The following is an 11,580-nucleotide window of genomic DNA, read 5'->3' as shown; positions in this document are numbered from 1 at the left end:
CGGACGGATGACGCCGGGGTGTTGTGCATCACCCGGCCGCTTCTCTAGCGTCGGGGCCGACTTCCACAGTCACCGTTGACCGTTTCCTGGGAGGCCCCGTGTCCGTGCACGCCGTCGCCGGTGCACCGCTCGACCTGGACGCCATCGACCTGTCCGACCGGGACTTCTGGGTGGTTCCTCCCGAGCAGCGGCACGCCGTGTTCGACCTGCTGCGCCGGGAGCGGCCGTTCGCGTTCTTCGCCGAGCCCGAGGTGCCCATGCTGGAGCCCGGCCCGGGCTACTACGCCGTCACCCGGTACGCGGATCTGGACGCCATCAGCTCCCGGCCGGCCGTGTTCTGCTCCGGCCGGGGCGCGGTGTCTATCACCGACATCCCGGCCGATCTCAACGAGTTCTACGGCTCGCTGATCAGCATGGACGACCCCCGGCACGCGAAGATCCGCCGCATCGTGTCGAAGGTCTTCACCCCGCGGATGCTCGAGCAGTTGATGGACTCCGTGCAGCGGGTCGTCGACGACGTCCTGGATGCGGCCCGGCGGAAGGCCGAGGCCGGCGACGGCAGCATCGATGTCGTCGCCGACATCGCCGCGCTGATCCCGTTGCGGATCATCTGCGACCTGATGGGCGTCCCCGAGTCCGACCGCGCCCTCGTGCTCGCTCAGTCGAACATCGTGCTGTCCGGCGGCGACCCGGAGCTGATCGAGAACCAGGACGATCCGCTGACGGCGTTCCTCGGGGCGGGCATGGCGCTGGCCGGCGTCATGGAGCGGATGGCCGCCGAGCGGGTCGAGCGTCCCACCGACGACCTCACGACGGCGCTGGTGCAGTCCGAGGTCGACGGGGAGCGGCTGACGCACGCGGAGATCGCGTCCTTCTTCATCCTGCTGCTGGTCGCCGGCAACGAGACCACGCGCAACGCGATCACCCACGGCGTCCTGGTGCTGTCGGAGCACCCGGAGCAGCGGTCCCGTTGGATGGCCGACCCGACGCTGACCCGCACCGCGGTCGAGGAGATCGTGCGCTGGGCGAGCCCGATCACCTGGATGCGGCGGACCGCCACCCAGGACGGCGAGCTGGACGGCTTCCGGTTCCGGGCCGGCGACAAGTTCCTGCTGTTCTACGCGGCCGCCAACCGGGACCCCGAGGTCTTCGCCGACCCGCACGTGTTCGACCTGGGCCGCGACCCGAACCCGCACGTCGGCTTCGGTGGACACGGGCCGCACTTCTGCCTCGGCGCCCACCTGGCGCGGCGCGAGCTCGCGGTGACGTTCCAGGCCTTGTTCGACCGGCTGCCCGACCTCGAGGTCACCGGCGAGCCGGCCCGGCTGCGGTCCTCGTTCGTCAACGGCATCAAGCGGCTGCCGGCCCGGCTGACGGGTGTCCGGTGACCCGGATCGAGGTGGACCGGGACCGCTGCGTGGGCTCCGGGAGCTGCGAAGCGCTCGCGCCCGCGGTCTTCGAGGTCGACGATGACGGGGTGCTCGCCGTCCTCCGCCCGGAGCCAGGCGAGGACGACCTGCCCGACGTCCGGGACGCCGTCACGGCGTGCCCGACGCGGGCGCTCGCGCTCGACCACTGAGGCTGGAACAGCCCCTCGACTGGGAAGGTTGCTCACCCCCATGGAGACCACGGTTCGGGACAACCCGGAGGAGAACCGCTACGAGATCCGGGACGGCGATCGCGTCCTGGGGCTGGCCGCCTACGAGCGTCGCGGCGACACGACGGTGTTCACCCACACCGAGGTCGACCCCGACGCCGGCCAGGACGGGCTGGGCAGCACCCTGGTGCGGGCCGCGCTCGACGACGTCCGCAGCAGGGGCGGCTCGGTGGTGCCGCAGTGCCCGTTCGTGCGCGGCTGGATCGAGCGCCACGAGGACTACGGCGACCTCGTGGCTTCCCCGCGCCGGTGACGTCGCACCAGGTCGACGAGCACGTCCTGGGCAATCCGGACGCGGCCGTCACCCTGCTCGAGTACGGGGACTACGAGTGCCCCTACTGCGGCGCCGCGGCGCCGGTGCTCCGGCGGGTGGTGGAGGAGTCCGACGGGCAGGTCCGCCTCGTCTTCCGCAACTTCCCGCTCCCGAGCGTGCACCCGTTCGCGCTGACCGCGGCCCTGGCCGCCGAGGCCGCGGCCGCGCAGGGCGCCTTCTGGCCGATGCACGAGCTGATCTTCGCCCGGCAGGACCGCCTCGACGACGCAGCGCTGCGGGCCTACGCCGAGGAACTCGGGCTAGACGGCAGCCGAGTCGTGGGTGAGCCGGCGCAGGTGTTCGGCGACAAGGTGGAGGCCGACTTCGCCGCGGGCCTGGAGGCCGGCGTGGGCGGCACGCCGACCGTCTTCATCGACGGCCGGCTCTGGACCGGACGGGTCGAGGCGGGTGCGCTGCGACGGGCGATCGCGAGCGGGCCGCCGACGTCGAACGGGTCAGGCCCGGACGGAGGGCGCGACCCACGGGCGGGGCGGCAGCGTCGGTGGTCCCTGGGCGTCCGGCGAGCACAGCGAGAACCGCTCCCCGAGGACCCGCAGCAGGACGACACCGGCGACAGCTGCCGTTACTGACCCGGCGAGGATGCCGATGGTGGCCTGTTCGCGCAACGCCGGTTGCGAGAACGCCAGATCGGTGATGAACAGCGCGATCGTGAAGCCGATGCCGGCCAGGGTGGCCCCCGCCATGAGGTGTGACCAGCGCACCCCGCCGGGCAGCACACCGAGCCCGGTCCGCAACGCCACCGCCGTCCCCGCGGTGATCCCCACGGCGTTGCCCACCACCAGGGCCACGGCGACGCCGAGGGTGACCGGCGAGGTGGCCGCCGTCCGCAGGGTGCCGCCGTCCAAGGAGACCCCGGCGTTCGCCAGCCCGAAGACGGGGACCACGGCGTAGGCGCTCCACCGGTGCAGCGTGTGCAGCAGCCGGGCCGCGGGCGGCACGGTCGCATGCGCGGACAGCGCCGCCAGGCGGGCTCGTTCGGCGTCCGGCGACTCGCGGAGGGCCTGCCCGTACGCGCGGGTGCGTTCCACCACGTCCGGGTGCGGCGGGCGCGCCGGCAGGAGCAGACCGACCAGGACGCCGGCGAGCGTCGGATGCACGCCGGAGGCCTGGACGGCGAGCCAGAGCGCGATGCCGACGAGCACGTACGGCGTCAGCCGCCAGACGCCGGCCCAGCGCAGCCCGGCGAGCGCGGCCACGAGGATCGCCGCCACGGCGAGGGCGCCCAGCTTCAGGTCGTCGGTGTAGAAGATCGCCATCACCGAGATCGCGCCGATGTCGTCGACGATCGCCAGCGTGAGCAGGAACAGCCGCAGCCGGTCGGGGCAGCGCGGCCCGAACAACGCCAGGATGCCCAGCACGAAGGCGGTGTCGGTGGACATGACGATGCCCCAGCCCGCACTGGCCGGGCCCGAGTGGTTGACGGCGAGGTACACCAGAGCCGGCACCACGAGGCCGCCGAGGGCGCCGAGGGCGGGAGCGGCGACGTTCCGCCGGTCGCGGAGCTCGCCGACGGTGACCTCGCGGGCGATTTCGAGCCCCACGACGAGGAAGAACAGCGCCATGGCCGCGTCGTTCACCCAGTGCCGGAGGTCCAGGGACAGCTCGGCTCCGCCGATCCCGATGGAGGCGTGCGTCGACCAGAACGACCCGTAGCTGTCCGCCCAGGGGGAGTTGGCCCAGGCCAGCGCCAGCACCGTGGCAGCGAGGAGCAGTGCCGACCCACCGGCCTCGGTACCGAAGTACAGCCTCGAGGACGGCGACAGGGTGGGCACGCTCACCCGCTTGGCCGGACCGGGGCGGGGCGGCTGTGTCACGTCGAGCACGGGCGTCAGCTCACAGGACGTGGTGGCCGTACATCTCGCCGAGCGGATCGGCGATCAGCTCGATCCGGGCGCCGTCCGGGTCGCGGAAGTACACCGACACGCCGCTGTGCACCTCGTGCGCGACGCCGGCCTCGGTCAGCCGCTCGACCAGCTGGGTCCAGTGCTCCGGGTCGACGCTGATCGCCATGTGGTGCAGTCCGCCCAGGACCTCGGCGTACGGGCCCACGTCCAGGCCGGGGAAGTCGAAGAAGGCCAGGAGGTTGCCGTTGCCGATGTCGAAGAAGAAGTGCGACGAGCCGGGGTAGTCGCGGTTCTCGATCAGCTCGGTGAGCGGAAAGCCCAGCACGTCCTGGTAGAAGCGCACGGTCCGCTCGACGTCGCTGCTGATCAGCGCCGTGTGGTGCAGCCCGCGAGCGGTCGAGGCGGGACGTTCCCCCGACGGCTTCAGGTGGGCGTCCCGGATGCGGGCGCGCGCGGCCCCGAGCGCGGCCAGGTCTCTCGTCGAGTTGCTCTCGGTGGTGCTCACGGGACGATCCTCTCGGTCGGGCTGCCTGGTGGCCACAACTCCGGGCCGGGGGATCTGCTTCCCCCCGCACACGTAGCCTTCCGGCGTGATCCTCGAGCACGCGCTGCTGCCGGTGAAGGCCGGTCAGGAAGCCGCTTTCGAACGTGCCTTCGCGGAGGCGAAGGACATCATCTCGGGCATGGCCGGGTTCGGGGGACTGACCCTGTCGCGAGGCATCGAGCGGCCGGACACCTACCTGCTGCTGGTGGAGTGGGAGCACCTCGAGGACCACACCGACGGGTTCCGGGGGTCGCCGGAGTACCAGCGGTGGCGGGCTCTCCTGCACTCCTTCTACGACCCGTTCCCCGAGGTCGGTCACTACACGACGGTCGCGACGACGGAGGCGCCGTGATCGAGCTCCGGACACCCGGCGAACTGGACGCCATGCGGGCGGCCGGCGCCGTGGTGGCCGACATGCTGGCCGCCGTCCGCGCCGCCGCGGCTCCCGGGGTGCGGCTGTCGCAGCTGGACGCCGTCGCCCGCGACGTGCTCGCCGCCGCCGGGGCCTCGTCGCCGTTCCTCGGATACGCCCCGCTGTCGACGACGCCGCCGTTCCCGGGCGTGGTGTGCCTGTCGGTCAACGACGTCGCCCTGCACGGCATCCCCACCGCGGACGAGCTCGACGACGGTGATCTGCTCAGCGTGGACGCGGGCGCGACCCTCGACGGCTGGGTCGGCGACGCCGCGATCACGTTCCCGGTCGGGACGCCGCACCCCGAGGACCTCGCGCTGGTCTCGACCGCCGAGCGTGCGCTGGAGGCCGGGATCGCGGCAGCCGTCGTCGGCAACCGGGTCGGCGACATCTCCGCGGCCATCGCCGCCGTGGGCCGGGCCGGTGGCTGCGGCATCAACACCGACCAGGGCGGGCACGGCGTGGGCCGGACGATGCACGAGGCGCCGCACGTCCCCAACGAGGGTCGGCCCGGGCGCGGGGTGCCGCTGCGGCCCGGGCTGGTCATCGCGATCGAGCCGTGGTTCCTCGCCGGCGGCAGCGACGACTACCGGGTCGACGCCGACGGCTGGACGCTGCGCAGCGCCGACGGCAGCCGGGCCGCGCACGTCGAGCACACCGTCGCCGTCACCGAGGACGGCCCGAGAATCCTCACTCTGCCCCGCTGACCCCGGCTCAGCGCCGCGACTGCGCGCTCATCGCCCGATCAACAGCCGCTGATGGGGCAATGAGCGCGCAATGATCATGAACCCATCGCCTGCTCGAGGTCGGCCAGCAGGTCGTCGACGTCCTCGATACCCACCGAGAGCCGCACCAGGTCGTTCGGCACCTCCAGGGGCGACCCGGCGGCGCTGGCGTGGGTCATCCGGCCGGGGTGCTCGATCAGGGACTCCACGCCGCCCAGCGACTCGGCGAGGGTGAACAGCTCCGCCCGCTCGCAGACCTTGAGCGCCTTCTCCTCGCCGCCGCGCAGCCGGAAGGAGAGCATGCCGCCGAAGCCCGACATCTGCTTCGCGGCGATATCGTGCCCCGGGTGGTCGGGCAGACCCGGGTAGAGGACGGACGAGACGTCGGGGTGGCCGAGGAGGAACTCGGCGATCCGGGCGGCGTTGGCCTGGTGGCGGTCCATGCGCACACCGAGGGTCTTGATCCCGCGCATCACCAGCCACGAGTCGAACGGTCCGGCGACGGCGCCCATCGCGTTCTGGTGGTAGGCCAGCTGCTCGCCGAGGTCGTCGTCCGCGGTGACCAGCGCGCCGCCGACGACGTCCGAGTGGCCACCCAGGTACTTCGTCGTCGAATGGACGACGACGTCGGCGCCGAGCGTCAGCGGCTGCTGCAGGTACGGCGACGCGAACGTGTTGTCGACGACGAGCAGCGCGCCGTGCTCGTGCGCGAACCCGGCCAGCCGCGCGATGTCGGCGATGTTGAGCAGCGGATTCGTCGGCGTCTCGCACCAGATGACCCGGGTCGTCGGCCGGACCACCGAGCGCAGGGCGTCGAGGTCGTTGAGGTCGGCCGGCGTGTGCTCGACGCCCCAGCGGGAGGCGACCCGGGAGATCAGCCGGAACGTGCCCCCGTACGCGTCACCGCCGAGGATCACGTGCGAGCCCGGCTCGCAGACGGTGCGCAGCAGGGTGTCCTCGGCGGCCAGGCCGGAGGCGAAGGCCATGCCGCGGGTGCCCTGCTCGAGGGCGGCCAGGGCCTCCTGCAGCGCGGTGCGGGTCGGGTTGGCGCTGCGGCTGTACTCGTAGCCGCCGCGCAGCCCGCCGACACCGTCCTGCTTGAACGTGGTGCTCAGGTGCACCGGGACGTTGACCGCGCCGGTGGCCGGGTCGGGCTCCTGGCCGGCGTGGATGGCGCGTGTGTTGAAGCCGCTCATGACTCGACCGTATGCGTCAGACCGGCAGACGTCAGACCAGCAAGGTGGCCCAGCACGTCCTGCCGGGTGACGACGCCCGCGGGCTTGCCGTCGACGTGCACGACCAGGGCGTCGGCGGAGCCGAGCGCGGCGACCGCGGCGCTGACCCCCTCGCCGGACCCGACGATCGGCAGCGGCGCCGACATGTGCTTCTCCACCCGGTCGGCGAGGCTCGCCGTCCCCGCGAACAGGGCGTCCAGCAGCGCCTTCTCGTCGACCGAACCCACGACCTCGCCGGCGGTCACCGGCGGCTCCGCGCGGACGACGGGCATCTGGCTGACGCCGTAGGTGCGCAGGATGTCGATCGCCTCGCGCACCGTCTCGTTGGGGTGCGTGTGGACCAGGGACGGCGTCGCGCCGGACTTCGCCCGCAGCACCTCGCCCACGGTCTCGCCGGCGGTCGAGTCGACGAAGCCGTAGTCGGCCATCCACTTGTCGCTGAAGATCTTGTTCAGGTACCCCCGGCCACCGTCGGGCAGCAGGACGACGACGACGTCGTCATTGGTGAGCGTCGCGGCGGTCTTCAGCGCGGCCACGACCGCCATGCCGCACGAGCCGCCGACCAGCAGCCCTTCCTCGCGGGCCAGCCGCCGGGTCATGGCGAAGGAGTCGCCGTCGGACACCGGGATGATGTCGTCGGCGATCTCGCGGTCGTAGGTCGAGGGCCAGAAGTCCTCGCCGACGCCCTCGACGAGGTAGGGCCGGCCGGTGCCGCCGGAGTAGACCGAGCCCTCGGGGTCGGCGCCGACCACGCGCACCCGCCCGCCGGAGGCCTCCTTGAGGTAGCGGCCGATGCCGCTGATCGTGCCGCCGGTGCCCATGCCCGTGACGAAGTGCGTGATCCGGCCCTCGGTCTGCGCCCAGATCTCCGGGCCCGTGGTCTCGTAGTGCGACTGCGGGTTGGCCGGGTTGGAGTACTGGTCGGGCTTCCAGCCGCCGGGGGTCTCGCGGGCCAGCCGGTCGGAGACGGAGTAGTAGGACCGCGGGTCGGACGGGTCGACGGCGGTCGGGCAGACGACGACCTCGGCGCCGTAGGCCTTCAGCACGTTGATCTTCTCCTGGCCCACCTTGTCGGGGCAGATGAAGATGCACCTGTACCCGCGCTGCTGGGCCACCAGAGCCAGGCCGATGCCGGTGTTCCCGCTGGTCGGCTCGACGATCGTGCCGCCGGGCCGGAGCGCGCCGCTGGCCTCGGCGGCGTCGACCATCCGCACCGCGATCCGGTCCTTCACCGACCCGCCGGGGTTGAGGTACTCGACCTTGGCCAGCACCAGCGGTGCGTCGGGGCCCAGTTCGCGGGTCACCGAGGTGAGCCGGACGAGCGGGGTGTTGCCCACGAGATCCACGACGGACTCGGCGTAGTGCACGGTTCCTCCTCGCACTGGGCGCCGACAGTCGGCGTCCGCGCTCCGCCATTCCATCAGAGGCCCCGGCCGGCATCGGCGAATGCCGGGGACCGACTGCGGGCAGGAGGCGAGCATGACTTCTCCCACCGCCCCGCTTCCCAGCGGCGCCGCGATGCCGCTGGTCGGCTTCGGCACCTGGCAGATCACCGGCCAGGAGTGCTACGACGCCGTCCGCAGCGCCCTGGACGTCGGCTACCGGCACCTCGACACCGCGACGGTGTACCGGAACGAGGAGGAGGTCGGGCGGGCGCTGCGCGACTCCGGTGTCCCGCGGGACGAGGTCTTCGTGACCACCAAGGTGCCGCCGCACGCCGAGGATCCGCGCAAGGCCCTCGAGGAGTCCCTGCAGAAGCTCGACACCGACCACCTCGATCTCTGGCTGATCCACTGGACCGAGTCGAACTCGATCCACGAGGACCTCTGGCGGGTGCTCCTGGAGGCGCGGCAGGCGGGCGGGACGCGCGACGTCGGCGTCAGCAACTACTCCCTCGACCAGCTTGACCGACTCACCGAGGCGTCCGGTCAGCAGCCCGCCGTCAACCAGATCGAGTGGGCGCCGACCCTCTACGACGCGGAGGTCGAGCGGGGCCACGCGGACCGTGGCGTCGTCCTGGAGGGCTACAGCGCCCTCAAGAACAGCGACCTGGACGACGCCGTCCTCCGCGAGGTCGCCGACGCGCACTCGGTGACCCCGGCCCAGGTCGTGCTCCGCTGGCACCTCGAGCACGGCGTCGTGGTGATCCCCAAGTCGGTGACCCCCGAGCGCATCGCGGCCAACGTCGCCATCACCGACTTCTCGCTCACGCCCGCCGAAGTGGCCCGGCTCGACGGACTGGCCGGCGCCTGACCCGGCCTCCTGGACGAGGATGCGGGCATGGTCTCCGACACCCCCCAGCTGCTGGTCGCGCTCTTCGCCTCACCGGTCTCCGAGGTCCTGCTGCGCTGGGGAGCCGAGCTCGGCTTCCGCACGGTGCTGGTCGAGCCGGAGGCATCGCGCGTTCCTGCGGAGACCGCGGACGTCACGGTCGGCTCCTTCGCCGAGCTGGACGCCGAACTGGCGGGCGGGCACGCCGACGTCGTCGTCACCGACCACCACCGCGACGAGCTCGGGGAACTGCTCCGGGACGCGCTGGCCCGCCCCGCACGCTGGGTCGGGGTGATGGGCAACCCGCGGCACGAGGGGCCGCACGTCGCTGCCCTCACGGCGCTCGGGGTCCCGCCGGACGAGATCGCCCGCGTGCACCGGCCGATCGGTCTGGACATCGGCTCGAAGGCGCCCGCGGAGATCGCGCTGTCGACGCTGGCCGGCCTGCTCGCCGACCGCCACGGCCGCAGCGGCGGTTTCGTCCACCGTGGCTGAGGACGTCCTCCTCGGCGCCGATGTCGGCACCAGCGGGCTGAAGCTGCTCGCGCTCGACCGCACCGGTCGGGTGGTCGCCGAGGCCGAGCGGGGTTACGCGGTCGACCGGCCGGGTCCCGGCCGCGCGGAGACCGACGTCGGCAGCTGGCGGCAGGCGTTCGACGAGGCGCTGGCCGCGGTGAGCCCGGCGCTGGCCGGCGCTCGGGTGCTCGCGCTGGGGCTGTCGGGTCAGATGCACGGCACGGTCCTCGTCGATGCGGACGGCGAGGCGCTGCGGCCCGCGATCCTGTGGGCCGACTCCCGCGCCGGAGCGGAGCTGGACCTCTGGCGGTCGCTGCCGGAGGGCGCCCGGGCGGCGCTGGCCAACCCTCTGGTGCCGGGGATGACCGGCCCGGTGCTCGCCTGGCTGGCCCGGCACGAGCCGCGGGCCCTGGATCGGGCCGCCGCCGTCCTGCTGCCCAAGGACGCGCTCCGGGCGACGCTGCTGCCCGGCTCCCCGCATGCGACCGACCGGAGCGACGCCTCGGCGACGCTGCTCTGGGACGTGACCACCGATGACTGGTCGACACCGGCGGTCGCCGCCGCGGGCATCGACCCGGCGTTGCTGCCCGCCGTGGGTCCCAGCGACGAGGTCGTGGGGACGGCGACGCTGCCGGTGGGGGACGTGCCCGTCGTGACGGGTGGCGCCGACACCCCGCTGGCCCTCCTGGCCGCCGGCACTCCGGTGGCCCAGGTGAACCTCGGCACCGGCGCCCAGCTGCTCCGGCCCGGCTGGGTGCCGCAGCCGGTCGCCGAGCCCGTCGTGCACGGTTACGCCGACGTCGCCGGTGGCTGGTACTCGATGGCGGCGCTCCAGAACGGCGGCTCGGCGTGGGAGTGGGTCGGCGGCGTGCTCGGGATGTCCGTGACCGACCTGTTCGCGGCCGCCGGGGCCACCGGGGCCGGCGCCGGGGGAGTGACGTTCCGGCCGTTCCTCTCCGGCGAGCGCGGCGGGATCGCGCGCCCCACCGACCGCGGCGGTTGGAGCGGGCTGCACCCGGGAACCACCCGCGCCGACCTGGCCCGGTCGGCCGTCGAGGGCGTCGCGTTCGCGATCGGTGCGGCCTTCCGGCTGCTGGACGTCCCCGACAGCGACGAGCCCGTGGTGCTCACCGGCGGGGGCGCGCGCCCGGCCGTCGTCCGGCAGCTGCTCGCCGACGTGCTGCGCCGACCGGTCCGGTATCTGCCGCTGCGCAGCGCCTCGGCGATCGGGGCGGCCCTGCTGGCCGGTCGCGGCGCAGGAGCGGACGTCGTCCCGGCCCTCCCCGCAGGCGAGGTGGTCGAGCCGCGGCAGGACACCGGACTGGAGCGAGCGGCCGACCGCTGGACCCGCACCTAGCCGGCGAGCTCGATCCGCTCGGAGGTGAGCTGCAGGTCGTCCTCCCAGGGGCCGCCGTCGCGCGACATGGTGCCCCGGGCGTCGAGTCGGCCGCCGTCGCCGGCGACGGTGACGACCATGCGCTGGGCGAAGCTCGCCTCGTCCCGGTGCCATGACACCTCGCCGTCGCCCACCTCGACGGTGTACCGGCGGGAGACGCCCCGCTCGTCGAAGTAGAGCATCGTGACGGTGCCGGCGGCGTCGTCCGAGCCGATGACGGCCACGCCGCTGGGGATCCCCGGCTCGTCGATCTCGGAGCGCATCAGCACGAAGGCGCCGCCCTCGTGCCAGGCGAACGAGGTACGGCCGTGGAAGGTCGTTCCCGGCGCCAGCGGATGGGTCCCGGTCGTGCGCCAGTCGCCCAGCAGCGGCGCCAGCGCTGCCAGGGCGGGGTTGGGTCGCCGTGCCTCCCGCCCGATCGGCGTCGTCACGCCCAGCCTCCTCGGCCGCCGCCCCGCCGACTCAGCAGCACCCACGCGATGACCGGGCCGAAGAGCGCGAACGGCAGCATCCGAGCCTGCCACGGCTTCGGGTCCTCACCGAAGCTCTCGGCCACCTGACCGGTCAACCGCATGCTGAGGAGCAGCACCGCCGCGACGACGGCCACCACCAGGACTGCGGCAGCCACGTCGTTCACGACGACACG

General features: G+C 73.2%; 14 protein-coding genes and 1 pseudogene. 9 read left to right on the top strand and 6 right to left on the bottom strand.

Annotated elements, in window-relative coordinates; genetic code table 11:
- The first annotated feature begins 98 nt into the window (after positions 1–98).
- From AC2H4J_RS14960 to AC2H4J_RS14945, 4 genes and pseudogenes are all read left to right on the top strand, one after another.
- Positions 99–1,388: a cytochrome P450 gene (locus AC2H4J_RS14960; RefSeq protein ID WP_487465663.1), complete on the top strand. Its 1,290-nt coding sequence runs from the start codon at positions 99–101 to the stop codon at positions 1,386–1,388.
- A complete protein-coding gene (locus tag AC2H4J_RS14955) occupies positions 1,385–1,579 on the top strand; it encodes a ferredoxin (protein ID WP_487465662.1) in 195 nt (64 codons plus the stop codon). Before AC2H4J_RS14960 ends, AC2H4J_RS14955 begins: the two co-directional genes overlap by 4 nt.
- A 40-nt stretch (positions 1,580–1,619) precedes the next feature.
- Complete coding sequence (locus AC2H4J_RS14950; RefSeq protein WP_487465661.1) at positions 1,620–1,910, top strand: GNAT family N-acetyltransferase; 291 nt, start codon at positions 1,620–1,622, stop codon at positions 1,908–1,910.
- Positions 1,838–2,386: pseudogene (locus AC2H4J_RS14945) on the top strand (DsbA family protein); the annotation flags it as partial. The gene AC2H4J_RS14950 and the pseudogene AC2H4J_RS14945, both read left to right, overlap by 73 nt.
- Before the next feature lie 39 nt (positions 2,387–2,425).
- Here AC2H4J_RS14945 and nhaA read toward each other — a convergent pair.
- Both nhaA and AC2H4J_RS14935 read right to left on the bottom strand, forming a co-directional pair.
- Positions 2,426–3,814, bottom strand: a complete 1,389-nt coding sequence (nhaA, locus tag AC2H4J_RS14940) for a Na+/H+ antiporter NhaA (RefSeq protein ID WP_487465660.1) — start codon at positions 3,812–3,814, stop codon at positions 2,426–2,428.
- 10 nt (positions 3,815–3,824) lie between these two features.
- Positions 3,825–4,340, bottom strand: a complete 516-nt coding sequence (locus AC2H4J_RS14935; RefSeq protein WP_487465659.1) for a VOC family protein — start codon at positions 4,338–4,340, stop codon at positions 3,825–3,827.
- Positions 4,341–4,425: 85 nt separating this feature from the next.
- On the opposite strand from AC2H4J_RS14935, the gene AC2H4J_RS14930 reads away from it, so the two are divergent.
- Together AC2H4J_RS14930 and map are read left to right on the top strand one after the other, a co-directional pair.
- Positions 4,426–4,731: an antibiotic biosynthesis monooxygenase family protein gene (locus AC2H4J_RS14930; RefSeq protein WP_487465658.1), complete on the top strand. Its 306-nt coding sequence runs from the start codon at positions 4,426–4,428 to the stop codon at positions 4,729–4,731.
- Positions 4,728–5,498 carry a type I methionyl aminopeptidase gene (map, locus tag AC2H4J_RS14925; RefSeq protein WP_487465657.1) on the top strand — a complete coding sequence of 257 codons (771 nt, stop codon included), beginning with the start codon at positions 4,728–4,730 and terminating at the stop codon, positions 5,496–5,498. Before AC2H4J_RS14930 ends, map begins: the two co-directional genes overlap by 4 nt.
- Before the next feature lie 74 nt (positions 5,499–5,572).
- Here map and AC2H4J_RS14920 read toward each other — a convergent pair whose 3' ends face one another.
- Together AC2H4J_RS14920 and AC2H4J_RS14915 are read right to left on the bottom strand one after the other, a co-directional pair.
- Complete coding sequence (locus tag AC2H4J_RS14920) at positions 5,573–6,712, bottom strand: cystathionine gamma-synthase (protein WP_487465656.1); 1,140 nt, start codon at positions 6,710–6,712, stop codon at positions 5,573–5,575.
- Positions 6,709–8,118 carry a cystathionine beta-synthase gene (locus AC2H4J_RS14915; protein WP_487465655.1) on the bottom strand — a complete coding sequence of 470 codons (1,410 nt, stop codon included), beginning with the start codon at positions 8,116–8,118 and terminating at the stop codon, positions 6,709–6,711. The genes AC2H4J_RS14920 and AC2H4J_RS14915 overlap by 4 nt, the downstream gene beginning before the upstream one ends.
- Before the next feature lie 112 nt (positions 8,119–8,230).
- On the opposite strand from AC2H4J_RS14915, the gene AC2H4J_RS14910 reads away from it, so the two are divergent.
- Genes AC2H4J_RS14910 through AC2H4J_RS14900 form a run of 3 tightly spaced genes read left to right on the top strand, consistent with a single transcriptional unit; the run spans position 8,231 to position 10,895 of the window.
- Positions 8,231–9,004, top strand: a complete 774-nt coding sequence (locus AC2H4J_RS14910; RefSeq protein ID WP_487465654.1) for an aldo/keto reductase — start codon at positions 8,231–8,233, stop codon at positions 9,002–9,004.
- Positions 9,005–9,031: 27 nt separating this feature from the next.
- Positions 9,032–9,517 (top strand): XdhC family protein, encoded by a 486-nt coding sequence (locus tag AC2H4J_RS14905; protein WP_487465653.1) that lies wholly within the window; start codon positions 9,032–9,034, stop codon positions 9,515–9,517.
- Positions 9,510–10,895, top strand: a complete 1,386-nt coding sequence (locus AC2H4J_RS14900) for a xylulokinase (RefSeq protein WP_487465652.1) — start codon at positions 9,510–9,512, stop codon at positions 10,893–10,895. Before AC2H4J_RS14905 ends, AC2H4J_RS14900 begins: the two co-directional genes overlap by 8 nt.
- Here the strand turns inward: AC2H4J_RS14900 and AC2H4J_RS14895 are convergent.
- Together AC2H4J_RS14895 and AC2H4J_RS14890 are read right to left on the bottom strand one after the other, a co-directional pair.
- A complete protein-coding gene (locus AC2H4J_RS14895; RefSeq protein ID WP_487465651.1) occupies positions 10,892–11,365 on the bottom strand; it encodes a hypothetical protein in 474 nt (157 codons plus the stop codon). The two genes, AC2H4J_RS14900 and AC2H4J_RS14895, sit on opposite strands and share 4 nt — an antisense overlap.
- Positions 11,362–11,571: a hypothetical protein gene (locus tag AC2H4J_RS14890; RefSeq protein ID WP_487465650.1), complete on the bottom strand. Its 210-nt coding sequence runs from the start codon at positions 11,569–11,571 to the stop codon at positions 11,362–11,364. The genes AC2H4J_RS14895 and AC2H4J_RS14890 overlap by 4 nt, the downstream gene beginning before the upstream one ends.
- Between the last annotated feature and the right edge of the window lie 9 nt (positions 11,572–11,580).

Source organism: Blastococcus sp. OS1-29 (genome assembly GCF_057628075.1).
This window is presented reverse-complemented; position numbering and strand designations above follow the sequence as displayed.

Bases quoted from the DNA above. Each gene is read 5' to 3' on its own strand.
- AC2H4J_RS14950 (WP_487465661.1), top strand. From the start codon at position 1,620: ATGGAGACCACGGTTCGGGACAACCCGGAGGAGAACCGCTACGAGATC.
- AC2H4J_RS14920 (WP_487465656.1), bottom strand. From the start codon at position 6,712: ATGAGCGGCTTCAACACACGCGCCATCCACGCCGGCCAGGAGCCCGAC.
- AC2H4J_RS14910 (WP_487465654.1), top strand. From the start codon at position 8,231: ATGACTTCTCCCACCGCCCCGCTTCCCAGCGGCGCCGCGATGCCGCTG.
- AC2H4J_RS14905 (WP_487465653.1), top strand. From the start codon at position 9,032: ATGGTCTCCGACACCCCCCAGCTGCTGGTCGCGCTCTTCGCCTCACCG.